This window comes from Priestia aryabhattai B8W22 (assembly GCF_000956595.1).
Classification (GTDB): Bacteria; Bacillota; Bacilli; order Bacillales; family Bacillaceae_H; genus Priestia; species Priestia aryabhattai.
The window spans coordinates 1-23044 of record NZ_JYOO01000024.1 but is presented as its reverse complement, the minus strand read 5'-3'; the positions used below and the strand labels follow the sequence as shown (position 1 = coordinate 23044).

General features: G+C 38.1%; 25 protein-coding genes. 13 read left to right on the top strand and 12 right to left on the bottom strand.

From position 1 onward, the window contains the following. Nucleotides 1-2: 2 nt before the first annotated feature. Nucleotides 3-1640 carry a PTS transporter subunit IIBC gene (locus tag N178_RS17990; protein ID WP_045293888.1) on the bottom strand — a complete coding sequence of 546 codons (1638 nt, stop codon included), beginning with the start codon at nucleotides 1638-1640 and terminating at the stop codon, nucleotides 3-5. A 275-nt stretch (nucleotides 1641-1915) separates the two neighbouring features. Between N178_RS17990 and pgmB the strand changes: the two genes are divergently transcribed. Further along, the gene (gene pgmB / locus N178_RS17985; RefSeq protein WP_045293887.1) at nucleotides 1916-2623 is read left to right on the top strand and encodes a beta-phosphoglucomutase; all 708 of its coding nucleotides are present in this window, start codon (nucleotides 1916-1918) and stop codon (nucleotides 2621-2623) included. Between the two features lie 88 nt (nucleotides 2624-2711). Then, complete coding sequence (locus N178_RS17980; RefSeq protein WP_045293886.1) at nucleotides 2712-3581, top strand: Cof-type HAD-IIB family hydrolase; 870 nt, start codon at nucleotides 2712-2714, stop codon at nucleotides 3579-3581. 33 nt (nucleotides 3582-3614) lie between these two features. Here N178_RS17980 and pdxK read toward each other — a convergent pair whose 3' ends face one another. Beyond that, nucleotides 3615-4439, bottom strand: a complete 825-nt coding sequence (gene pdxK / locus N178_RS17975; RefSeq protein ID WP_045293885.1) for a pyridoxine/pyridoxal/pyridoxamine kinase — start codon at nucleotides 4437-4439, stop codon at nucleotides 3615-3617. Nucleotides 4440-4827: 388 nt separating this feature from the next. Here pdxK and N178_RS17970 point away from each other — a divergent pair, with 388 nt between their 5' ends. After that, on the top strand, nucleotides 4828-5619 hold the full coding sequence (locus N178_RS17970; RefSeq protein ID WP_045293884.1) for a hypothetical protein: 792 nt from the start codon (nucleotides 4828-4830) through the stop codon (nucleotides 5617-5619). A 62-nt stretch (nucleotides 5620-5681) separates the two neighbouring features. On the opposite strand, the gene ald is transcribed toward N178_RS17970, so the two are convergent. Continuing rightward, nucleotides 5682-6815, bottom strand: coding sequence for an alanine dehydrogenase (gene ald / locus N178_RS17965; protein ID WP_045293883.1), 1134 nt, complete (start codon nucleotides 6813-6815; stop codon nucleotides 5682-5684). 251 nt (nucleotides 6816-7066) lie between these two features. After that, nucleotides 7067-8302 carry a PucR family transcriptional regulator gene (locus N178_RS17960; RefSeq protein ID WP_025752458.1) on the bottom strand — a complete coding sequence of 412 codons (1236 nt, stop codon included), beginning with the start codon at nucleotides 8300-8302 and terminating at the stop codon, nucleotides 7067-7069. A 396-nt stretch (nucleotides 8303-8698) separates the two neighbouring features. Between N178_RS17960 and gndA the strand changes: the two genes are divergently transcribed. Next, entirely contained in the window at nucleotides 8699-10111 is a 1413-nt protein-coding gene (gndA, locus tag N178_RS17955; protein ID WP_013059861.1) for an NADP-dependent phosphogluconate dehydrogenase, read from the top strand. Between the two features lie 43 nt (nucleotides 10112-10154). Here gndA and zwf read toward each other — a convergent pair whose 3' ends face one another. Further along, complete coding sequence (gene zwf, locus N178_RS17950; protein WP_013085508.1) at nucleotides 10155-11657, bottom strand: glucose-6-phosphate dehydrogenase; 1503 nt, start codon at nucleotides 11655-11657, stop codon at nucleotides 10155-10157. Between the two features lie 363 nt (nucleotides 11658-12020). Next, complete coding sequence (locus N178_RS17945) at nucleotides 12021-12410, bottom strand: staygreen family protein (protein WP_237758523.1); 390 nt, start codon at nucleotides 12408-12410, stop codon at nucleotides 12021-12023. Between the two features lie 177 nt (nucleotides 12411-12587). On the opposite strand from N178_RS17945, the gene N178_RS17940 reads away from it, so the two are divergent. From N178_RS17940 to N178_RS17930, 3 genes are all read left to right on the top strand, one after another. Then, nucleotides 12588-13262, top strand: coding sequence for a uracil-DNA glycosylase (locus N178_RS17940; protein ID WP_013085506.1), 675 nt, complete (start codon nucleotides 12588-12590; stop codon nucleotides 13260-13262). Between the two features lie 115 nt (nucleotides 13263-13377). Further along, nucleotides 13378-13683, top strand: a complete 306-nt coding sequence (locus tag N178_RS17935) for a YwdI family protein (protein WP_237758522.1) — start codon at nucleotides 13378-13380, stop codon at nucleotides 13681-13683. A 15-nt stretch (nucleotides 13684-13698) separates the two neighbouring features. Next, nucleotides 13699-14070 carry a DUF423 domain-containing protein gene (locus N178_RS17930; RefSeq protein ID WP_013059856.1) on the top strand — a complete coding sequence of 124 codons (372 nt, stop codon included), beginning with the start codon at nucleotides 13699-13701 and terminating at the stop codon, nucleotides 14068-14070. A gap of 24 nt (nucleotides 14071-14094) precedes the next feature. Here N178_RS17930 and gerQ read toward each other — a convergent pair whose 3' ends face one another. The 3 genes from gerQ to hemQ form a co-directional block, all read right to left on the bottom strand. Next, nucleotides 14095-14577 (bottom strand): spore coat protein GerQ, encoded by a 483-nt coding sequence (gene gerQ, locus N178_RS17925; protein WP_045293879.1) that lies wholly within the window; start codon nucleotides 14575-14577, stop codon nucleotides 14095-14097. A 26-nt stretch (nucleotides 14578-14603) separates the two neighbouring features. Then, a complete protein-coding gene (locus N178_RS17920; protein ID WP_045293878.1) occupies nucleotides 14604-15026 on the bottom strand; it encodes a cell wall hydrolase in 423 nt (140 codons plus the stop codon). 179 nt (nucleotides 15027-15205) lie between these two features. Beyond that, on the bottom strand, nucleotides 15206-15949 hold the full coding sequence (gene hemQ, locus N178_RS17915) for a hydrogen peroxide-dependent heme synthase (RefSeq protein ID WP_045293877.1): 744 nt from the start codon (nucleotides 15947-15949) through the stop codon (nucleotides 15206-15208). A 276-nt stretch (nucleotides 15950-16225) separates the two neighbouring features. On the opposite strand from hemQ, the gene pta reads away from it, so the two are divergent. Further along, the gene (gene pta, locus N178_RS17910; RefSeq protein WP_045293876.1) at nucleotides 16226-17197 is read left to right on the top strand and encodes a phosphate acetyltransferase; all 972 of its coding nucleotides are present in this window, start codon (nucleotides 16226-16228) and stop codon (nucleotides 17195-17197) included. Nucleotides 17198-17228: 31 nt separating this feature from the next. Here the strand turns inward: pta and lipL are convergent, their stop codons facing one another. Then, nucleotides 17229-18080 carry an octanoyl-[GcvH]:protein N-octanoyltransferase gene (gene lipL / locus N178_RS17905; protein ID WP_045293875.1) on the bottom strand — a complete coding sequence of 284 codons (852 nt, stop codon included), beginning with the start codon at nucleotides 18078-18080 and terminating at the stop codon, nucleotides 17229-17231. 128 nt (nucleotides 18081-18208) lie between these two features. Beyond that, nucleotides 18209-18883: an RsfA family transcriptional regulator gene (locus tag N178_RS17900; protein WP_013085499.1), complete on the bottom strand. Its 675-nt coding sequence runs from the start codon at nucleotides 18881-18883 to the stop codon at nucleotides 18209-18211. Between the two features lie 201 nt (nucleotides 18884-19084). Here N178_RS17900 and N178_RS17895 point away from each other — a divergent pair, with 201 nt between their 5' ends. The 3 genes from N178_RS17895 (at nucleotide 19085) to N178_RS17885 (ending at nucleotide 21343) form a co-directional block, all read left to right on the top strand. Beyond that, nucleotides 19085-19309, top strand: a complete 225-nt coding sequence (locus N178_RS17895) for a YuzB family protein (protein ID WP_013059850.1) — start codon at nucleotides 19085-19087, stop codon at nucleotides 19307-19309. A 193-nt stretch (nucleotides 19310-19502) separates the two neighbouring features. Beyond that, nucleotides 19503-20810 carry an HD domain-containing protein gene (locus tag N178_RS17890; RefSeq protein ID WP_013059849.1) on the top strand — a complete coding sequence of 436 codons (1308 nt, stop codon included), beginning with the start codon at nucleotides 19503-19505 and terminating at the stop codon, nucleotides 20808-20810. Nucleotides 20811-20833: 23 nt separating this feature from the next. Continuing rightward, a complete protein-coding gene (locus N178_RS17885) occupies nucleotides 20834-21343 on the top strand; it encodes a YwgA family protein (protein WP_013085498.1) in 510 nt (169 codons plus the stop codon). A gap of 46 nt (nucleotides 21344-21389) precedes the next feature. On the opposite strand, the gene N178_RS17880 is transcribed toward N178_RS17885, so the two are convergent. Beyond that, nucleotides 21390-21575, bottom strand: a complete 186-nt coding sequence (locus tag N178_RS17880) for a 2-hydroxymuconate tautomerase (protein ID WP_045293874.1) — start codon at nucleotides 21573-21575, stop codon at nucleotides 21390-21392. 274 nt (nucleotides 21576-21849) lie between these two features. Here N178_RS17880 and N178_RS17875 point away from each other — a divergent pair, with 274 nt between their 5' ends. Both N178_RS17875 and N178_RS17870 read left to right on the top strand, forming a co-directional pair. Then, entirely contained in the window at nucleotides 21850-22494 is a 645-nt protein-coding gene (locus N178_RS17875) for a site-2 protease family protein (RefSeq protein ID WP_045293873.1), read from the top strand. A gap of 19 nt (nucleotides 22495-22513) precedes the next feature. Continuing rightward, the gene (locus tag N178_RS17870) at nucleotides 22514-23026 is read left to right on the top strand and encodes a YwhD family protein (protein WP_045293872.1); all 513 of its coding nucleotides are present in this window, start codon (nucleotides 22514-22516) and stop codon (nucleotides 23024-23026) included. Nucleotides 23027-23044: the final 18 nt, after the last annotated feature.

Genomic DNA, 23044 nt, shown 5'->3' with positions numbered 1-23044 from the left:
TGTTAAGCTCCTAACAAATCTTGAATGTCGGATTTCAAAACATCCGCTTTAGGTCCATAAATAGCTTGTACCCCTTTATCTTTCAAGATTAAACCAAGGGCTCCGTTTTGTTTCCACTCACTTTCTCCTGCAACGGCATGTATATCTTTTACCGTTACACGTAAGCGAGTCATACAAGCATCAACGTCTTCAATATTGTTTTCTCCACCAAGCAGTCTAATAATGACTGGGGCAAGCGAATCATTTTTCACCTGCTTGCTGCTTGTTGCAGTTGTTTCTTCATCAATATAGTTTCCGTTGCGTCCCGGCGTTGGGAAGTTAAAACGTTTGATTAAGAAGTTTGCCACTCCAAAGTTTAAGCCAAAGAATACAAGGCAGGCGATGACAAAATTCATTAAGTCAGCCCATAGTCCCGCTTTGATAATCATTGGTGTACGTGTTAATAGTTCAATTACGCCAAATGAATGTACACGAACATGAACAATATCAACAATGGCAAAAGCCAGTCCCGTCATAATGGCGTATACGACGTATAGAAGAGGCGCCGCGAACATGAACATAAATTCAATCGGTTCTGTTACGCCTGTTAAGAAAACAGCTAGTCCAGCTGAAAAGAACATTGAACGATATTTTGAACGTTTGTCAGGATCTACGTTGCGATACATTGCTAAAGCGATTCCAATTAATGACGCACAAGATAAAATCATTTGTCCTACTTTAAATCGTGCAGGTGTAACGTCATGTAAGAGCTGCTTGTAGCTGTCCATATCTCCTGCAGCGCGGAAGTTGTTTAAGTCTGCAATCCACGCAAGCCACAAAGGATCTTGACCGGCAACAGTGGAACCTGCTCCAGAACCCGTTAAAATTTTGTACGTACCGCCCAGCTCCGTGTAGTTCATAGGCACTGTCAGCATATGATGTAGACCAAACGGAAGAAGGAGACGCTCTAATGCTCCGAAAATAAATGGTGCCAGAATAGGAGCTGTATCTCTAGATGTTGCAATCCACTGTCCGAAGCTGTTTAGCGAACCTTGGATGAACGGCCACACAATGGATAAAAGCAGTGCCGTTACAACTGAACCACCGATGACCACAAATGGTACGAAGCGCTTGCCGTTAAAAAACGAAAGGGCTTCAGGCAATTTATCATAATTGTAATATTTGTTGAATAAATTTGCGCCTAAGAAACCAGCGATAATTCCTACGAATACTCCCATGTTAAGAGCGGGAGATCCTAAAATAGATGTGAAGTAGTCTTTTACAACTAATTCTTGTCCAAATAGTGATTGAACCGTTGCTTTTGAATCTGAGAGCATTTCTGCTTTAACTCCAAAAATGGCTCCTGTAATTCGATTAATAAGAACGAATGCAATGAGTGCAGCAAATGCACCGCCAGCACGTTCTTTTGCCCAAGATCCCCCGATGGCAACAGCGAACAAGATGTGAAGATTTGTAATGATGCCCCATCCTATATCTTCCATCACTCGTGCAATTGTTTGTACAGCAGTGATGTCTCCCCCAGTCATCGCAACTAGTTTTCCAAGTGAAATCATAATACCAGCTGCGGGCATAACCGCTACTACTACTAATAAAGCCTTACCAAATTTCTGCCAAAAATCAAATGAAAAGAACTTCTTCATAGTTTTTCCCCTTCCCCTATGTATGGGTTTTCATTTTATTTTTTGATAAACTATATCTTTAAGATAGTGCAACCGTTTGCATAAACCTATTGTAATAAAAGGGCTTTCATAATGCAATACTGTAATTTCTCTTTTTTTGAAAAAATTATTCGTGAATTACAAATGATGAAAAAATTTTTATGATAAAGTGAACGATATCAACGGTATTTTAACATGATGGAATGTAATAAAAGCATTTAAGTAATGGCATAAAGATAAGTACAGAGGAGGATAATATGAAAAAAGAAGAGCTACAAGCGATTATTTTTGATTTAGACGGTGTTATTGCAGATACGGTGCATTTATATTATAGAGCAAATAAAAAAGTAGCAGATCAACTTAACGTTTCATTTTCTCCAGAACTGAATCAGCAGCTGCAGGGCATCAGCCGAGTGAAAACTGTAGAACTCATTGCTGCACAAGGCAATGTAAAGCTGACAGAGGAAAAAAAAGAACAGCTTGCTTATGAAAAGAATAAGCATTATCAAGCATTAATAAGGGAAATGACAAGGGATCATTTACTTCCAGGAATACAATTGTTGTTAGAGGATTGTAAAAAACAAGGCATTAAAATGGGAATTGCTTCTTCTAGTTCAAATGCAAATACTGTAATAGATGCGCTAGGAATACGCTCTTTTTTTGATTGTATTGTGGATGTGAGAAAAATCAAGAAGGGAAAACCAGATCCAGAAATATTTTTGACAGCTGCCGATCAATTAAAAGTAAAACCCTATGCATGTGTGGCAATAGAAGATGGAGAGGCAGGTATAAAAGCTATTAATCAAACAGATATGGTTTCTATCGGCGTTGGTAAGCATCTGAGGGAAGAGGATGTAAATTTTCACGTATATTCAACAGCTGATTTGCATTTAAAGACGGTCAAAGAGGTTTTCGAAAAAGCAAGAAAAGGAACAGATTATAACAGCGCGTATACAAAAAATTAGTAAATCTTTTACATGCAAGTAGCAAAGCGCTAAAAAACATATGCTAGAATACAATAAGAGAGCAAAGATACATAGGAAGGGGTACATCATGATTAAATGTATTGCGATCGATATGGATGGAACGCTAGTAAATAGTGAACAAGTTGTAAGTAAAGAAAATGCCCAAGCGATTAAGACAGCTCAAAAGGCAGGGGTGGAAGTTGTTGTTGCTACGGGACGTTCTTATGAAGAAGCCCGTTATGTTTTAGAAGAAGCAGGACTTCATACATATTTAATTTGTGCAAACGGAGCAGAGCTTCGCAATCCACAAGGGGAAAAACAATATTCAGTAGGCATGACGATGGAATCTATTCGCGAAGTAGAAGATATTTTTAAGAAGTTTCAGCTGTACTTTGAAGTCTATACAAGTGAAGGTACGTATTCAAATGACTACGAAAAAGCTTTGTCCGTATTAATGGATATTTATTTAAGTGCTAGCTTAAAAGATAATTATGAAAAATCGTTAGAAGCGGCAAAAGAGCGTTTCAATAGCGGCAGAGTAAAGCTTATTGAAGAGTATGAAGCGTTGTTTCAAGATCCAAACAAGGACATTTATAAGCTGCTTGCTTTCTCTTTTGATGAAGAAAAGTTAGAACAGGCAAAAATAGAACTTGTGAAGTTAGATTCTATTGCAGTCAGTGCATCTGGTAAAGAAAATATTGAAATAAATGATGAAAATGCTCAAAAAGGAATTGCGGTTACCTCATTTGTTCAAGAACGCTATATTTCTTTAGAAGAAACGATGGCCATTGGAGACAATTATAACGATGTATCGATGTTTCAGCGAGTTGGACGTGCCGTAGTGATGGGAAATGCTCCTCAAGAAATTAAAGAGTTTGCCCATATAGTAACAGGAACCAATGACGAGCACGGCGTAGCTCAAGCTATCTTAAATGCGCTTGAAACAGTCAAACAATAAGCAAAATAGAAAAGCATGCCTTTAGGCATGCTTTTAGTTTGTTACTTTTTCTTTTTTACGACGGTATGCACCGTGATTTGTTGGTCCGACATATTGATTTAAAGCAAATGAATGGCGAATTGCTTCTGTAATAAACTCTTTTGCTGTATAAATAGCTTGTTTGACGTCACTGCCTTTTGCCAATTCAGCAGCAATCGCAGCTGAATATGTGCATCCAGCACCGTGTGTAAATGTCGTTTCAATACGTTCAGACTCTAAGATCTCAAACGTCTTTCCATCATAAAGCAAATCGATTGCTTTTTCGTGTGCTAATTTACTTCCACCTTTAATCAATACATATTTGGCACCAAGTTCAGAAATTTTCACGGCTGCTTCTTTCATTTGATCAACCGTTTTGATAGGGCCAAGTCCGCTTAATTGACTAGCTTCAAATAAGTTAGGGGTTACGACTGTTGCTTTTGGAACTAGTACATCACGCAAGCTGACAGTTGTTTCCGGGTGAAGCGCTTCATCTTCTCCTTTACATACCATCACAGGATCTACTACAACATTTTTTAAATCGTATTCTTCAATTGTTTTTGCGGCTAGTTCAATAATTTCCACTGAGCCAAGCATACCAGTTTTTAGAGCTTGTACGCCTACGCCTTTTACAATTGTTTTCAACTGCTGTTCAACGGTTGCAGTTTCTTGTGGAAATACGTTATGAGACCAGCTGTTATCGGGATCCATTGTTACAATTGTTGTTAAAGCTGTCATTCCGTAAACACCAAGTTCTTGGAATGTTTTTAAATCCGCTTGAATACCAGCTCCGCCGCTGCTATCAGAACCGGCAATGGTTAATGCTTTATTCATTGTCATAAAAAATCCTCCCGTATTTTAAGTTCATAGAGAAAATCGAGTAAAATTTCTACCGGGCGGCTTTTAGTTGCCCAATGTGTTTTAGATAAATTTCTTCCATTCACTTTTTCTTCTATTTTATCGCTTTTAATGTAGATATTCAATTTCTAAAAACTGTATGAATCCTAAGTGTAATTTAGAATTATTATGACTGACTGTGAAGCATGAGTTAAATGAAAGTTAACGAATGAAATGTAAGGTGGCTTGAACATTTACTTTACATAAACTTAAGGGTAGCCACCTTCAGAAGTAATCGTATGCTAAAAAACCTCTTATTAAAAGGCTTTTTACCTTATTGTACAAGCACTCTTTTTCTTAATGAATAAAATAAATAGAAACTTAAGAAAGGGTGATTCACATAAAAAAACATTATAATCATGACAGTTATAAAGACGGCCCGGATTCTTCTAATCAGTCACAACTTCAAAAGAAAGATCACAAAGATTGTTATATAAAATCGAATTTAATAAGCGATAACTTCAAAACTATTAAGACAGGTACTTTAAATGTTTGTATAATCGTATTACCAGGAGCTAAAGTTGATCGAAATTCCAAAGATAATCAGTCTATAGTTCCCAACCGTGTAAAAAGAGACATAGCGGCTGCTAATAGGATATGGAAACAATATGAGAAAAACCGATTAATCCAAGGTGTTACATTTACCATTACACGTTCATTTGTTTTTTTAGAAAACATCAGTGGCATTGTTAGCAATGCGGAAAACTTTCCAATTGGAGGGGCTAGTCATCTCACAATGGTACAAGCAATGCTTAAAACTGGCCGAAAAATTTGTCAAAACGCTGATGTATATGTGTTTTATATGAATGGAAACAGATTTGGGCCTATTAATTTTGACTATTCATCTACTCTTGCTGTAACATATAACTCTTTTCCGCTTATTATTATGACAAATGCAAGTACAGATGAGTATCTCCTCGCACATGAATTAGGTCATTTTATGTTTATTACGAATCGGTTTAGCGAGACGGATGATCCAGAACCTTTTCATGAACTAGATAGAAATCATAACAGAACGCCTGGTAACCTTATGTTTCCTACTCCTGAATTCTGGCCAATAGTACCGGAGATTACCGGTGAACAGATATACAAAGCTTTAAATAGTCGCGTTTTTTACAGCTAATTGTTGTTCATTCAAAATAAAAACGCCCTTAACAGAGGGTTAAGGACGTTTTTCACTATTTATTAGATAGAAGCTAATTCTTTTTCAAGAGCTACGTCTACTGATACATAATCATAACCTAAATCATGTGCAACTGCTTCGTACGTAATGGCTCCGTTTGCAACGTTCACTCCTAATTTTAACGCTTCGTTTTGAGCGATTGCTTTGTGAACACCTTTAGAAGCAATTTGAAGTGCGTAAGGTACCGTTACATTTGTTAGAGCAATCGTTGACGTGCGAGGAACAGCTCCCGGCATGTTTGCAACTGCATAGTGTACAACACCGTGCTTTTCATACGTCGGCTGATCGTGTGTTGTAATGTGATCGATTGTTTCAACGATACCACCTTGGTCGATTGCTACGTCAACAATAACAGAACCTGGCTTCATTGATTTCACCATTTCTTCTGTTACTAGTTTTGGAGCTTTTGCACCTGGGATTAATACTGCGCCAATCACTAAATCTGACTCTGCTACTGCATCCGCAATATTATAAGGATTTGAAACTAGCGTATTGATTTGGTTGCCAAAGATATCGTCTAATTGACGTAGGCGTTCAGGACTTAAATCAATAATTGTTACATCAGCACCGAGGCCGATTGCGATTTTTGCAGCATTTGTACCAACACCGCCGCCTCCAATAATCGTTACTTTTCCGCGGCTAACTCCGGGAACGCCTGCTAATAAAATTCCTTTTCCACCGTTTGATTTTTGAAGGAATTGTGCACCGATTTGAGCAGCCATACGACCTGCTACTTCACTCATAGGTGTTAATAGAGGCAATGTACGATTTACCGCCACTGTTTCATAAGCAATAGCTGTTACGCCGCTATCTTTTAATGCCTTTGCAAGTGCTGGTTCAGCTGCTAAGTGAAGGTATGTGAATAAGATAAGACCTGGTCTAAAATAACCGTATTCACTTGCTAATGGTTCTTTTACTTTCATGATCATTTCAGCTTGTGCCCAAACGTCAGCTGCTGTCTCAACAATTTCAGCTCCAGCTTTTACATAATCTTCATTTGTGAAGTTACTTCCAATACCCGCTTCATTTTCAATTAATACACGATGACCTGTACCAACAAATGATGCTACGCCTGCTGGTGTAATCGCTACTCGGTTTTCGTTGTTTTTGATTTCTTTTGGTACGCCAATAATCATGATTAATTTCCCCCTTGGTCGTTTGTGTACCTTTAGTATAAAGAAAGTTTTGTGGAATTTCTTTGTCTAGAAAGAAGAATTGAAGAAGTGGTTTTTGTTTAAACACACAAATGTAAACGCTTACTTATCGGAATTTTTGGTTTTTATGTAAGGCCACCTAACATCATAAGGAAATAAAAGGTAAAAAAAGAGCTATTCATTTATTTTCTAATAAATGAATAGCTCAATGTTAAAAGAAGTTACATTATCTGTTATTTTTTATATTTCATTAACTTAATATCAATATAAAGAGTCATTTTTTGATTAACGTCCTTTAAGTTGATATCACCAATCTCGGAAATTCGCTTTAACCGATAGCTAAGTGTATTCATATGCACATTTAATTCTTTGGCTGCTTCGTTAATGTTATTATCATTATTTAAAAATACTTCGAGAGTCTCCACCAAGTTGCTATTATGACGAAGATCGTAATCAGTTAGCTTCTTTAAAGAATGGTTTTCAAATTGATCTTGCACGCGCTTGTCTAAAATAACATCTAGAAATTGATAAATACCTAATTCTTGATAGTTAATAATCTCTTTCGTTTCTTCTGGAAACTTACTTTTCATATCTAATACGTTCAAGGCTTCTTTATAGCTTTTTTCGATATGATCGTGCGATGAATAAATACTGCTGCAGCTGGCTTTAATTTGAGTAACATCAAAGCGTTCATACATGTTACCTCTAAAATAGTCTACAAAATCTCGCTGTTCATCAAGAGGATTTTCAACCGCATCCAAAGAAAGCAGTAAGATTAAATCATTGCAATCAATCGTATAAAGAACGATTTTCAAGCGATGCATTGTTTTTAACATATACGAGATTTGGCGTTCAGCTTCAGGCGTAATATCTTCTTGGAAGCGGAAGATAGCAATGGAAAACGTTGATGGAGCCGTAATTTGAGCTTCATAAAACGCTTCTGAAATTTCTTGGCGAGACTTAATATGACCAGTTAATAATTTCCAGAAAAATTCCTGTGAGCGCTCTTCTCGTTTATATTTTCGAATTTGAAGCTGCAGCAATTTGTTTTTTAATACATTCGCAGCTTTTTTTAATAGTTCTACTTCTTCATCGCCTAAGGCTTTCTCAATTTCAACAGCCCAGATGAATCCTAGAACTTCTTCATTTTTCCAGATGGAAATAGCTATACGATCTCCAAGCCCAATTTCATTTATATTTTTCACTCGCACAGGTTCATTTGTCTCAAGTAGTTTAGGAATAATGCCTTCTTTCCATAAGTTGTTGATGACTTTTTCCGGAACTCTTCTTCCAATAATCGTGGCAATACGCGCCTGGTCCGTTCTTTCGTCATGGGTGCTATAAGCTAATAAGCGATGATTAGCATCTTCAATCGTAATAGGACAATTCAATACCTCGCTAATGCGATCAGCGAATTCTTCAAGCGTATCAAAATTTTCTTTGAACGGATCTTTGATTGGTTTCGTCATATATAAAATCCCTCTTCATAAAACAAAATAAGTACTAGTGCGGCCTTTTTAGCTGCAGTAAATATAGTAAAACGGTAACAACCGTGTTGATCATCAATTCGTTGAAATGATTAACTGCTTAATATTTTAACAAAAGTAATTGTTTAAGAAAATGTTAAAATGCGTCTAAAAGTAGTTAAGAATGTACGGATGATTAGTAACTGCGTTCATTTCACTTATTTTATCGAAATTTTCTTCAAAATAATCAATGTTCGGTGAGCATGATTCTTTTCAAGTGTGTATAATAAAACGTATGATTATGGTTATATCAAACTTGAATCTGTAACTTTCTTTATGATATGTTCAGTTACGATTAGGTTGACCAATTCATATTACACATGAAGGGAAGAATTTAACATGGCAAAACAACAAATCGGTGTTATCGGTTTAGCGGTTATGGGGAAAAACTTGGCGCTAAACATTGAGAGCAGAGGCTATTCTGTTTCAGTTTATAACCGCTCTCCTGAAAAGACAGAAGAGTTCCTAAAAACAGAAGCAGAAGGTAAAAATTTTGCAGGTACATACAGTGTGGAAGAGTTTATTAATTCTCTTGAAAAACCGCGTAAAATTTTATTAATGGTTAAAGCTGGTGCTGCTACAGATGCAACAATTGATTCGTTAAAACCATACTTAGAAAAAGGCGACATTTTAATCGATGGCGGAAATACATTCTTCCAGGATACAATTCGTCGTAACAAAGAGCTAGAAGAATTAGGTATCCATTTCATCGGTACAGGCGTATCCGGCGGAGAAGAAGGCGCATTAAAAGGACCTTCAATCATGCCTGGCGGACAAAAAGAAGCATATGAACTTGTAAAACCAATCTTAACAGCTATTTCAGCGAAAGTTGAAGGCGATGATTGCTGCACGTACATTGGACCAAATGGTGCAGGTCACTACGTGAAAATGGTTCATAACGGTATCGAGTATGGCGATATGCAGTTAATTTGTGAAGCATACTTCATTATGAAAAACGTATTAGGCTTAGAAACAGATGAATTACATGAAGTATTTGCTGAATGGAATAAAGGCGAGCTAGATAGCTACTTAATTGAGATCACAGCTGATATCTTTACGAAAAAAGATGAAGAAACAGGAAAAGCACTTGTAGACGTTATTTTAGATACTGCAGGTCAAAAAGGTACAGGTAAATGGACAAGCCAAAGTGCGCTTGATTTAGGTGTACCACTACCAATCATTACGGAATCTGTATTTGCACGCTTTATTTCAGCTATGAAAGAAGAACGTGTAAAAGCAAGCAAAGTATTGAGCGGTCCTAATGCAGCTGCATTTGAAGGCGATAAAACCGAATTAGTAGAAGCAATTCGTAAAGCATTGTACATGAGTAAAATTTGTTCATATGCGCAAGGGTTTGCTCAAATGAAAGCAGCTTCTGAAGAATATGACTGGAATTTACAGTACGGTGATATTGCAATGATCTTCCGTGGTGGTTGTATCATCCGTGCACAATTCTTACAAAAAATTAAAGAAGCTTACGATCGCGATGCAGATCTAACAAACTTATTGTTAGACCCATACTTCAAGGATATTGTAGAAGGCTATCAATCGGCTCTTCGTGAAGTTATTTCAATTGCGGTTAAACAAGGTATTCCTGTACCAAGTTTCTCAAGTGCATTAGCTTACTATGACAGCTACCGTACAGAAACGCTACCAGCGAACCTTTTACAAGCGCAACGTGACTACTTCGGAGCTCACACATATCAACGTGTTGATAAAGAGGGCGTATTCCATACTGAGTGGTTAAAATAAAAAATAAGAAAAGCAGCTGTATACTACAGCTGCTTTTTTTTATTTACTCTTTAGGTGAGAAGTTGTCTTCTCCGACTGGCCACCAGTGGAAACCGTCTTCAGCGAGCAATGCGTCTGATTCTTTTGGTCCCATTGAACCTGATTCGTAGTTCGGGAAGTTTTGTGCTTTTGTACTTTCCCATGCTTCTGAAATAGTATCAACAAATTTCCAAGAAAGGGCTACTTCATCCCAGTGAGTAAAGTTCGTTGCATCTCCAAGCATGCAATCATAAATAAGGCGTTCATAAGCTTCCGGTGTATTCATTTTATCTCCACAGTTATTGCAATAGTTCAAGTTAATCGGTGTGGATGATGTGGCACCTGGCGTTTTACGCGCGTTTAAGTGAAGCGTAATGCCTTCTTCCGGTTGGATATGAATGACAAGCAAGTTTGGATGAATTTCTTTATCTTTATTGAAGTACAGGTTCATTGGTAAGTCTTTGAACTGTACAACAATTGTCGTTGCTTTTTCTTTCATGCGTTTACCTGTACGGATATAAATCGGTACGCCAGCCCATCTGAAGTTATCAATCATAAGCTTACCAGATACAAACGTTGCGGTATTAGACTCAGGATCAACCGAGTTTCCTTCGCGATAGCCGATAACTTCTTCTCCTTCAAGTACACCTTTGCCGTATTGGCCTCGTACAAAATAATCATCTACTTCATCCACTGATAAAGAGCGAAGAGCACGCAGTACTTTTACTTTTTCACTGCGAATTTCTTCCGGTGTTAATTTAATCGGCGGTTCCATTGCAAGCAGGGCCACCATTTGAAGCATATGGTTTTGTACCATATCTCGAAGGGCGCCTGAAGATTCATAGTAACGGCCACGATCTTCTACACCAAGCGTCTCGCTAGACGTAATTTGGATGTTTGAAATGTATTGATTGTTCCACATCGGTTCAAATAGAGCATTTGCAAAACGGATAACTTCGATATTTTGCACCATTTCTTTACCGAGGTAGTGGTCGATACGATAAATTTGATCTTCCTTAAATGCATGGCGAATTTGTTCATTTAATTCTTTAGCAGAAGGATAATCATGGCCAAACGGCTTTTCAATGACTAGGCGACTCCAACCTTCTGTTTGTGTTAAACCTTCATTTTTTAAATTCGAAGCAATTGTTCCGAAAAATTCAGGTGCCATTGCTAGATAGAAAATACGATTTCCAGGCACGTTGTATTGCTCATCAAGGCTTTCTGTTAGGCTTTTTAATTCTTGATAAGAAGCGACATCTGTTACGTCAAACGGTTGGTAATAAAAATGTGAAGCAAACTTTTCAATGTCAGCGTCACTGTTTTTGAAACTGCTCACTGATTTTTTTACATTTTCGCGTAATTCGTCATTAGTCCAAGGTCTTCTTGCGACACCAACAACAGCGAAATCTTCCGATAGTTTGTTCGCTTTATATAAGCGGAAAATAGAGGGGAATAACTTGCGTTTTGCTAAATCACCTGTAGCGCCAAAAATTACGATAATGGATTTTGGTTGTACATTTGTCATTACTTCTAGGACCTCACTTTGTCGTAGTTACGTTCAATTTTTTTCCGCTTTAACAGACAACACTTAAATGAAATCTGGGGATTCATTGCCCGTTAAACCCGGCCTTTATAAACAAACGAATGATTGCTTGTTTACCTTTTCCTTTATGTATAGAACTACTAATAAATTGTAACGATTTTAAAGGGTTAACGCAAATAGATTAAAACAATTTGTAGTTATTATTCCATGTTTTTAACAAGTTTAAAAGTATTTTGTTTCGAATACGGAGAAAAAGCTACTGTTATTTTAACAGTAGCTTTTCTCATTTATTTATATTGATACAGGGAACCGATAGATTTTTTTGTTGAAAATGGCAGCTCAGGGCTATCGGCAATGATAAAAAGTAGGACAGTGCATTAAAAGTGGATGTTTTTCGAAAAAAGAAGCATCAGCGTGATAGATAGACGATAGAATGACAGGGAGCTGTTCTAAAAAGTGAAGGTAGCGTGTAATGGTTTCATCTGTTGATGTATGCGCACCGATGTAATAATACACAGTAAGGGAATAAAAACCTTTATCGAAGACGAAGGATGCTAAATATTCGTTCCGCTCTTTTTGCATATGATCGTAGGCAAATTCAATGCCGATTTGAATGGAAGGAACAGAAGTGTGTTGACCTGGGAAAACGGTGTATTTTCTTGGTATCATCGGTTCAACGGGTGTAACACCCAGGCTGTAGGTTACGTCTATTTGGTGGGGATTGCTGATGATCATATGGAATCCCTCCTTTAATATAAAAATACACTCTTTATAAGTGTATACAAAGTTTCATTGAACATGACAATATTAAAATATGCCCAGGCTCTCAGCATATTTAAAGCAGGCAACGTTTGAGCAGGGGGCAGAGTTTACGATAAAATAACAAAAAAGATTATTATGAGGTGATAAGCAATGAGTATTTTAAAAAATGACTGGGCTCCTTTATTAGAAGAAGAATTTCAAAAAGACTATTACATACAGCTTCGAGAATTCTTAGTGGATGAATATAATCACCACACCATTTACCCTGATAAATATGATATTTTTAACGCTTTACACTATACGGATTATAAAAATGTAAAAGTTGTCATATTGGGACAAGATCCTTATCATGGACCAAATCAAGCGCATGGACTGAGCTTCTCTGTTCAGCCAGGAGTAAAAACACCGCCTTCTTTAGTGAATATTTACAAAGAGCTGAAAAATGAAATGGATTATCACATTCCGAATAACGGTTATTTAGTCAAATGGGCAGAACAAGGTGTTCTTTTGCTTAACACTGTTTTAACAGTTAGAAAAGGAGAAGCGAATTCTCACAAAGGAAAAGGATGGGAACAGCTGACCGACCGCATTATTGAATTAGTGGCACAAAAAGAGGAGCCAGTCGTGTTTTTGCTGTGGGGCAAACATGCACAAGCTAAAAAAGAGCTCATTCATCATTCCCATCATTTAATTTTGGAAAGCCCGCATCCTAGCCCATTTTCAGCTAATCGAGGCTTTTTTGGCAATAATCATTTTCAACGAGCAAATGAGTTTTTGCTCCAACACGGACGTCAATCCATCGATTGGCAAATTGATGATGTGTAAAAGTGAGCATTTCATGAAGATTAGCTTCAGACATAGCCTCCTATTTCATCTTTTGATAAAATAGCTGTATAAAGTCATATTGAATGTAAGATGAGGTGTCTACATGGATATAAAAATGGCGCAGCTCCTTGATAAAATTGGTGCAGAAGTACAAAAAGCAAAGCACCATTCGAATAGTGCGAACGTTCGAGATCAATTGGTTGCCATAAAAGCACTGTGTGAGCTTGCATTAGATCAAAATGAAGAGGTTCCAGTATCGAAACCTGTCTCGGTTTCAAAACCTGTTGTCATGTCTTCACCGGAAATTATGCAATCGCCTGAGATTATGCAGCAACAGATTATTCAGTCATCCAAACCTAATTTTGAGGGAACGAAATTGAAATCAGATGATGCAAACGGCGATAGTTTGTTTGATTTCTAAAGTGAGGAGAAAAAAATGAAACTATTTTTAATAATCGGTGCAATCAATGCGATGTTAGCGGTTGCTCTTGGTGCTTTTGGAGCACACGGGTTAGAAGGGAAAATCTCAGAGAAGTATTTAGAGGTATGGAAAACAGGAGTGCAGTACCAGATGTTCCATGCAATGGGGCTGTTTGTCATTGCGTTTCTATTAAGCAAATTTCCTCAGTCTTCTTTGTTAACAGCTTCGGGCTGGATTATGTTCGCAGGGATTGTGCTGTTTTCAGGCAGTCTTTATGTATTAAGTACGTCCGGCATTAAAGTTCTCGGTGCAATTACTCCCCTAGGTGGAGTAGCGTTTATTGTGGCTTGGATTTTAATTGTTGTTGCAGCTGTAAAATGGCTATAAAAAAACCCCTGAAAAGGGGTTTTTTTAACGCGGAGAATAATTGCTCAACTGCTGGCCTCCTCCACCGCTAAACGGATAATTATATTTGATTGGACCCTCAAAAGTAATGTAATCGAGATAAACCATAAGCAGTAAATAACGGGTGCCAGTTTGCGGATCACTTAAAATGATATGATCGCGTCCGGCTGCTTCAATTTCTCCTCTAAAGACCTTCGCGTTCCACTGCGTATTATTTTCAAACGTCATATATACAGTCGCTATTTTTCCTCGATTTAAACGTAAAATATTTTCAATATATGATTCTTCAATGGGCAGTTGATTTGGGTCTTGCGGGGCACCACTGCCTCCAGAAGAGGTAGGGGGCGGACCTCCTTGGCTTTGCCCTTGAACCTGCTGGCCGCCTGGTTGGGGCTGCTGCGGCTGAGGCATATAATAAGGGTAGTTTGGACTCATATACGGATTTTGCATATATTGCTGTTGCGGTTGATTAGACTTTGGTTTTTTCATAGGAACCTCCTTCAAACAAAAAGAAATTAGTAAACTCCTGGACAATCAGTTTGAGTTGGTGCAAAGAAACAGTGAGATTTAAATCGTCCTGTGTTATTTTGGTTATACCATTGAGCAGGACAGTCGCCGCTGGGCTTGAAAAACCACAGTGAGTTTTCCGCGGGGTTAAAACGTTCCCCTCTTAATACACGTCGTGCAAGTGTAATTTCAGACTGGCGGGCACGCTGGTAAAAGTAGCCTTTTTGAGTTGCTTCAAATCCGCCTGGGTTTTGAAACACCATCTGACGAATGGTTCTTATATTTCTAAAATCCAAACAGGGAGCTTTAGCGCGGTTCACGCCTACATTTCCTACCAGTAACATCCCTTGTTTTCCTTCACTTTCAGCTTCAGCTCGAATGAGTCTGGCTAGGAGCTTAACATCTTCTTCGTTGTGTGCAACGACTGCCATTATCCCACCTCGCTTACTTGTGACACTGTTGTATATATATGGTCCTGCAAGTGCGAATATGCCATGGCTAGAAAATAAAAAACCTGTTTCCACTTGGAAACAGGTTTTTTACAGGTGAAGCTCATTGATGTTCATTGCTCTAGGCGTTACAAAAGAGATGAACGCTTTTGCGGCTTAGTTTACACGTGTAAAAAGCGTGCAATAGCTTCTTCTTTTAATAAATTTCCCACAAAGAAGCTGCCAAATTCCCCGTAGCGAGCACTTACTTCGTCAAAACGCATTTCGTATACTAATTTTTTAAATTGAAGTACGTCATCTGCAAAAAGAGTAACGCCCCACTCGTAATCATCAAAACCAACAGAACCCGTGATGATTTGCTTTACTTTTCCAGCGTATTGACGTCCAATCATTCCATGACTGCGCATTAAGCTGCGTCGTTCTTCCATAGGAAGCATGTACCAATTGTCATTTCCTTGACGACGTTTATCCATTGGATAAAAGCAAACATGACCAGCTTTTGGTAAAGTTGGATATAGTCTAGCTTGGATTTGAGGATTTTCATAAGGATCCTCACCGGCAGGTAAGTAGTTGCTTAATTCAACTACTGATACATATGAATAAGTAGGAATGGTAAACTCAGCAAGCTTTGTTTTATTAAATTCTGTTTCAATTTCATTTAGTTCTTCCATAGTAGGACGAACAAGCATTAGCATAAAATCTGCTTTTTGACCGACAATGGTATATAAAGCATGACTGCCTTGCTGCTCAGCTTCAGTTCCTTTCCATTTCTCAATCAATCCTAAAAATTCATGGATAGCCGCTTGACGATCATCGCTTGATAACTGCTTCCAAGCGCCCCAATCGATTGAACGGAAATCATGAAGTGCATACCAACCGTCTAATGTTTGTGCTGCTTCTGCCATTTCGTTTCACTCCTATTGTCCGATTATGATAAATTCCAATTCTACTATATCATAGTTTGTCCGAAGATCTGGAATGAAAAACCTGTGATTTTGTGACTAAACTTTAAACAATTGTCACAAAGTAAAAACAGGTTTTATTTTAGGTGTTAGTGGAAAATTAAGAATTAAAAGACTTTTTCGTAATCATGGATTCTTGAAGGACATGCCTTTGATTTTTAAAAAAAGTGGAGTATCCTATTATGAGAAAAGTTTTTTACATATCGAGGAGGATTTACTTTGAGTGATTTATTTACAGGTTTAAAACAAAAAGTATCAGCTAGCGATGTATCAATCGTATTCCCAGAGGGATTAGATGAGCGCGTATTAGGTGCTGTTTCTCGTTTAGCTGCCGACAATATCTTAAAGCCTATCGTTGTTGGAAATAAAGAAGCTGTAGCATCAAAAGCAGCAGAACTAAATGTAAAATTAGACGGTGTTGAGGTTTTGGATCCTCAAAGCTACTCTGAATTTGATGAAATGGTTGCAGCATTTGTTGAGCGTCGTAAAGGCAAGGCAACAGAAGAAGATGCTCGCAAAATTTTATTAGATGAAAATTATTTTGGCACAATGCTTGTTCACATGAACAAAGCTGACGGTCTTGTAAGCGGAGCTGCGCATTCTACAGCAGACACAGTGCGACCTGCTCTACAAATTATCAAAACAAGACAAGGTGTTAAGAAAACATCTGGCGTATTTATCATGGTTCGCGGCGACCAAAAATACGTATTTGCTGACTGTGCAATCAATATTTCACCTGACAGCCAAGATTTAGCTGAAATTGCTATCGAAAGTGCTCGTACAGCTGAAATGTTCGATATCGATCCTCGTGTTGCTATGCTAAGCTTCTCAACAAAAGGATCAGCAAAATCTCCGGAAACAGAAAAGGTAGCAAACGCAGTAGAAATTGCAAAAGAATTAGCACCAAGCGTAACATTAGACGGCGAATTCCAATTCGATGCAGCATTTGTTCCTTCTGTAGCTGAAAAGAAAGCACCAGGTTCAGTGATCAAAGGAGATGCAAATGTATTTGTATTCCCAAGCCTTGAAGCAGGTAACATTGGTTACAAAATTGCACAGCGCTTAGGAAACTTCGAAGCAGTAGGTCCAATCTTACAAGGTCTAAACAAACCGGTAAACGATCTATCTCGCGGTTGTAACGAAGAAGATGTGTACAAGCTTGCTTTAATCACAGCAGCTCAAGCACTTTAATAAAAAAACTCCGTCCTAGGGCGGAGTTTTTTTATTCGGCTAATGAACCCAATGCTTTTTCGTTGCGGTCATACATGCGCTGCAGCTGCGTCTCAAACAGCTCTTGTTCGGTAGCATTTAAAGGCATATTTACAAGAGAAGAGCTCATGCTATTTAGTGTTTGCAATAAAAGCAGCATGACATCAGAAACGGTTAAATCAATCTGTAATAGCTCAGATAGAGAAGCCATTGTATGAGGCTGGATATCTGGGTATGAAAATTTAGTTTCTGTGTTTTGGAGACCTTTTTTGTAAAACTCTCGAATGAGAGAAGCGCGTTTAGAGCCGCTTCCGTTAACGCATAAGTAAATTTGTACAGCCACTCCGCCGCGAACGCGTCGCTGTGAAATGCCTGCAAACTTTTGATTGCGAATGCTTAAATCAAAGCTGCCAGGGCAATAGGAGCCTACGATTTCCTTCGCTTCAATTGCGGTACCGTAAGATGCAAACATGGCCTTAATCAAATCAAACATGGCTTCATAGCCACGATCAATATCAATTCCTTTTTCGGCATCTGGAAAAATTAAAGAAATGTTTAGAACATCCTGATCAAGTACGACAGCGAGGCCGCCTGAATTGCGGACGATTGTTTTATACCCTTGTTCATTTAAATAAGCTGCACCTTCAGCTAGGTGAGGGAGCTTTGTATCTTGAATGCCTAATACAATCGTATCGTGATGAACCCATGAGCGCATGACAGCTGGAGATTCACCTCTTCCAACGGTTGTACAAAGCGTGTCATCGATGGCAAAAGAATGACGGGCATCAAAATGAGGACCTAGACTGGATTGATCAATAATACGCCAAGCGGGCTGTGCTAAAAGTTTTAAACTATTCTGCTGCATATCTCAAACCCCTTTATAAACAGTAAACGAACATATTATAGCATAAAGGCGTCATATCATTGTCTGTAAAATAGAAAAAGAAGAAAGAAGAGCCAAGTTTGGCATCTCTCTTTCTTCGTTCGTATAGCTTATTCAGCCATTTTCTCAAGATTTCCGTTACGATCCATTTTAAACGTAGTAGAAGAACGTTCTTCTTCATCAAATAGAGCTAACTTCCGCGCACGGTTCATGATTTGCATTAATGTTTCATAGTCTTCTTGAATAGTAGTAGCATTAGCTTCGAGATGTTTAATTTGTTTTTCCAACTCTGTGTTTTTCTTAGCTAACTCTGCATTTTCTTGCATCAAGCGTTTGTTTTCACTTTGCAATGCCTGTAAATTGCTCGCTTGATTTGGCATTGTTTGCAAAAAGCGAATAACGTCAGCCATTGAAAGCTCTTCACTGCTGCTTTTTTCTACTTGTGTTTCAGATAAGCTATATGTTGCTGTAGGTGCAGACATCATTTGTTCCACATGCTCTACAGATGCTGGTGGCGTATATAATAATTTCTTTTTGCCTTGCTCTTGTCCAAGTGCACGCATGCGCTGTTTTCGCTGTTTTTTAGCCAGCTGCAGTGCTTTTTCATACTGATGGCGTACCACAGCATTCCATCTGAATCCACATGCTGCTGACGTTCGATTTAATTCATCTCCAACTTCTTCAAACGCATTCAGCTGCGTACTTCCTTCGCGGACATGGCGCAATACTGTTTCAGCTAATAATAAGTCGTTTTCTTCTGTCCAAGCATCTTGTCTATCTTTCACTTTGTTCACTCCTCTATTTTCCATGACTCATAGTAATCATGTTTTGTAGTATCATCATGTACAAAAAATCCATACTTTATACCATTTCTTCTAGGAGTATGATAGATTTTGCTTCTTTCTTTAACTTGCATCGGACTTCAAATAGGGGTAAAATACCCCTTAGACAAAATGATGAACCAATTTTGAAAGGATTGTGTCAACATGGCAAATGAATTTAGAATTTGTGATGATTGTCAGGCAACAAACGTCAAAACGTTGTTACCTCGACTTAAAAAAATAGATGAACAAGCTGAAGTACAAATCGGTTGCCAGTCTTACTGTGGGCCCGGACGTAAAAAGTCATTTGCATTTGTAAACAACCGTCCTGTAGCAGCGCCAACAGAGGATGAACTAATCGAGAAGATTGAGAAAAAAGTAAAAAAATAGATAGTGAAACAATAAATAGCTGCTTTTCTGCTACTTATTTGTCGAACGAGCTTCTTACAAACAGAATCGCCTTGTTTGTTAGGTAAATCACCTTGGTTGCTTGACAAGGTGATTTTTTATTCTGAATAGGAAAATAGGAAGTGAGTGTCGAAAAATTATAGCAACAACAAAGTGAAGATAGAGAGGTATGTAAATGACATATCCTAATGAAAAACTCAGTGAAGAAAAAGTATTTAAAGATCCTGTTCACCGCTATATCCATGTAAGAGATCGTGTTATTTGGGAGCTAATTGGGACAGCCGAATTTCAAAGGCTCCGTCGTATTAGACAGCTAGGAACGACATACTTAACGTTTCATGGGGCTGAGCACAGCCGTTTTAGTCATTCCTTAGGTGTTTATGAAATTGTGCGCCGTATTATTGATGACGGCTTTCAAGGACGCCCTGAATGGAATGAAGATGAGCGTCTTCTTTGTCTTTGTGCTGCTTTACTGCACGATTTAGGTCACGGTCCGTTTTCACATTCGTTTGAGAAGGTTTTCCACTTAGATCATGAAGAATTTACACAAGCCATTATCGTAGGTGACACGGAGGTAAATCAAGTGTTAACGAAAGTAGGAAAGGATTTTCCTAAAAAAGTGGCCGAAGTAATCGCGAAAACATATGAAAATAAGCTTGTCGTTAGTTTAATTTCCAGTCAAATTGATGCAGATCGCATGGATTATTTGCAGCGTGATGCGTATTACACAGGAGTAAGCTACGGTCACTTTGATATGGAACGAATTCTTCGTGTTATGCGTCCTCGGGAAGATCAAGCCGTGATTAAACACAGCGGTATGCATGCGGTTGAAGATTATATTATGAGCCGCTATCAAATGTACTGGCAAGTGTATTTTCATCCTGTTACGAGAAGTGCTGAAGTTATTTTGACAAAAATTTTACATCGTGCGAAAGAGCTCCATCATCATTACTATGAATTCAAGCAGGAGCCCACTCATTTTTATTCGATTTTTGAAGAAGAGATATCGCTAAAAGAGTATTTGAAATTAGATGAATCTGTTATTTTATTTTATTTTCAAGCATGGGAAGAAGAAGAGGATGAAATTTTATCTGATCTATGCCGAAGATTTATGAATCGTCAGCTTTTTAAATACATTGAGTTTAATCCAAATTCACAAATGAAAATGTGGATGGAGCTTACAACACTTTTTAAAAAAGCGGGCATTAACCCAGATTATTATTTAGTCGTCGATTCTTCAAGCGACTTACCATACGATTTTTATCGACCGGGTGAAGAAGAAGAACGTTTGCCGATTCATCTGTTGATGCCAAATAATGAAGTGCGTGAATTATCACGTCAGTCGGAGATTGTTGAAGCAATTTCAGGGAAAAAGAGAACCGATCATAAATTATATTTTCCACAAGATCTCATTGATCAATTGTCGTCTAAGCGAAAAGTTAAAGATCAGATTATAAACTTACTAAAAGGAGATCAGAGTTAAATAGTATAGGAGTTGAAGGGGCTGTGTTAAACGATCACGCAAAGATTGTGAAAGTATTTTCCGCGGCGGGAGAAGTTGTTGGCAGAAAAAAGTTACAAAAGATGATATTTATCGGAAAAAAACTGAAGTTTCCTTTTTATGAAAAGTATAATTTTCACTTTTTTGGGCCTTATTCTGAGGAATTAACGCTTCGAATTGAAGAGCTGTGTAACTTAGGCTTTTTAAGTGAAATTAAAGAGAAAAAAGGCGGGTATATGCAGTATCGCTACGTATTAACAGAAGCGGGAGAAGGATTTTTAAGTCATTATGACTTGGAGCTTCCTCACTTGCAGGAATGTATGAAGGATATGAACGAACAAAGCTCTAAATTTTTGGAGCTCGTCTCTACGATTTTATATTTTGATAATTTACCTAAAGAAGAAGTAAAAGAAAAAGTGTTTACGTTAAAGCGTAAGCAAAATTATACAGAAGAAGACATTGCAGAAGCATACGAATATATTGAAAAACTTCAGGCAACTCTGTCTGTGCATTAAAAAGGTGCCATAGGTCAACTCCTATGGCATCTTTTTTATGTAGGCGTTATTGATCACTCATGCGCTTGCCTGCTACAGCATAATGGCTTTTAGACATTTCTTCGATGATAATGGATACTTTTTCAGGTGATGCACCTGTTGTTTCTACAACAGCATCCGTTACTTTTTCAACAAGAGCTCTTTTTTGATCATCTGTACGCCCCTCAAGCATCTTAACAGTTACAACTGGCATAATGTGTACACTCCTTTTTGGTCAGTATATGATTAGTGTACCCGTTTTCTGAATAAAATGACAGTATGAGGTAGTGATGCAGGTCATAATCTGTAGTATACTTTTATCATAACATCGATGCAGAAAACCAGGTGTGGCCAAAGGGAGCCCATGTTTGGTTTTTGAGACCTTTGAGGCCATATTAAAGAAGCCTTGTATCCTTTTTAGCGTAAGCAAACGTTTTATTTAGTAGATATGATGTGTAGAAATTATTTTAAAATAAAGGAGATAAAGAGTGGAACATTTTTTAGCTTTTTCATTGCAAGATCTTCCTTACGTGGTGATGACCCTTATTGTTGCATTCACACTGCATGAGTTTGCACATGCATATGTAGCTTATTTATTTGGAGACCACACGGCTAAAAAGCAAGGAAGGCTAACGCTTTCTCCGCTGGCTCATTTAGATCCATTTGGAACGCTTTTGTTAATTATTGCAGGTTTTGGGTGGGCAAAGCCGGTTCCTGTTAATCGCTATTTCTTTAAAAAGCCTCGTTTAGCTGGTATTCTAGTATCGATAGCGGGACCGTTTAGCAACTTGGTATTGGCATTTATCGGCTTGCTTATTTACTATTCGATGAATAATGCCGCAGTGGACAACGATGCGCTTTATCGTTTTGTTACATTATTTATTCAAATAAACCTAACACTAGGTGTATTTAACTTGTTGCCTTTTCCGCCTTTAGACGGCTACCGCGTGATTGAGGATCTCGTTCCGCCGTCTACGCGAGCTAAAATGACGCAGTATGAGTCTTGGGGTATTTTTGTGTTTTTGATTCTTGTGATTACACCTCTGGATCGAATTGTGATCTGGCCGCTTCTAAACGGAGCAGCAACGTTTGTTATGAATATCTTTCAGCAGATATTAGCACCACTGATTTAATGAATAGAGGAGGCTTACTATGACTCAGCCAAAAAAGAAAAGTATAGGATTTAATATCATAAAAGACGATTCAACCGACGGCCACGGTGGCTACGGAGTTGGAGCGTTAAGTTTAGAAAACATTTCACCCGTTTTTGTTTGTCCGAGCGACGAAGAAGTATTTGTGGATATCGGTGCGATGCATGCAAGAAGTGTAGTAGAAAAAGGGATTAAGTTCTTACCGAATAAAGACGAGGTGCCAAACGGCAAGTTATATTGGCTCGTATGGGTAACGATTGATCGCAAGCAAGAAGGACCTTACTACGCAGGTATGACAGCATGTGAAATGACCGTTGATCGTGAAATTCGCCGCGGCTATAAGTCACTTCCTGAACATGTGAACAAAATGGATAAATCTTTAAAACGACGCATTATGGTAGAAGAGATGGATAACAAGTCTAAGGCTTTGCTTCGCGAGTTTTTGAAGTCTCATAATGAAGAAGTTTGGACGTTATCTAATGATGACTTAAAAGAAGCGCTTCAAACATCGTAATGCTAAAAAAAGCTTAAG

Coding starts and splice junctions, on each gene's coding strand:
- N178_RS17940 (WP_013085506.1), top strand. CDS start 12,588: ATGAGTATTTTAAAAAATGACTGGGCTCCTTTATTAGAAGAAGAATTT.
- N178_RS17945 (WP_237758523.1), bottom strand. CDS start 12,410: ATGATCATCAGCAATCCCCACCAAATAGACGTAACCTACAGCCTGGGT.
- lipL (WP_045293875.1), bottom strand. CDS start 18,080: ATGCAGCAGAATAGTTTAAAACTTTTAGCACAGCCCGCTTGGCGTATT.
- hemQ (WP_045293877.1), bottom strand. CDS start 15,949: ATGGCAGAAGCAGCACAAACATTAGACGGTTGGTATGCACTTCATGAT.
- N178_RS17895 (WP_013059850.1), top strand. CDS start 19,085: ATGGCAAATGAATTTAGAATTTGTGATGATTGTCAGGCAACAAACGTC.
- pgmB (WP_045293887.1), top strand. CDS start 1,916: ATGAAAAAAGAAGAGCTACAAGCGATTATTTTTGATTTAGACGGTGTT.
- pdxK (WP_045293885.1), bottom strand. CDS start 4,439: ATGACAATGAATAAAGCATTAACCATTGCCGGTTCTGATAGCAGCGGC.
- N178_RS17990 (WP_045293888.1), bottom strand. CDS start 1,640: ATGAAGAAGTTCTTTTCATTTGATTTTTGGCAGAAATTTGGTAAGGCT.
- gndA (WP_013059861.1), top strand. CDS start 8,699: ATGGCAAAACAACAAATCGGTGTTATCGGTTTAGCGGTTATGGGGAAA.
- N178_RS17880 (WP_045293874.1), bottom strand. CDS start 21,575: ATGCCAGTTGTAACTGTTAAGATGCTTGAGGGGCGTACAGATGATCAA.
- N178_RS17870 (WP_045293872.1), top strand. CDS start 22,514: ATGACTCAGCCAAAAAAGAAAAGTATAGGATTTAATATCATAAAAGAC.
- N178_RS17920 (WP_045293878.1), bottom strand. CDS start 15,026: ATGGCAGTCGTTGCACACAACGAAGAAGATGTTAAGCTCCTAGCCAGA.
- N178_RS17935 (WP_237758522.1), top strand. CDS start 13,378: ATGGCGCAGCTCCTTGATAAAATTGGTGCAGAAGTACAAAAAGCAAAG.
- N178_RS17890 (WP_013059849.1), top strand. CDS start 19,503: ATGACATATCCTAATGAAAAACTCAGTGAAGAAAAAGTATTTAAAGAT.
- zwf (WP_013085508.1), bottom strand. CDS start 11,657: ATGACAAATGTACAACCAAAATCCATTATCGTAATTTTTGGCGCTACA.
- ald (WP_045293883.1), bottom strand. CDS start 6,815: ATGATTATTGGCGTACCAAAAGAAATCAAAAACAACGAAAACCGAGTA.
- N178_RS17960 (WP_025752458.1), bottom strand. CDS start 8,302: ATGACGAAACCAATCAAAGATCCGTTCAAAGAAAATTTTGATACGCTT.
- N178_RS17930 (WP_013059856.1), top strand. CDS start 13,699: ATGAAACTATTTTTAATAATCGGTGCAATCAATGCGATGTTAGCGGTT.
- gerQ (WP_045293879.1), bottom strand. CDS start 14,577: ATGAAAAAACCAAAGTCTAATCAACCGCAACAGCAATATATGCAAAAT.
- N178_RS17980 (WP_045293886.1), top strand. CDS start 2,712: ATGATTAAATGTATTGCGATCGATATGGATGGAACGCTAGTAAATAGT.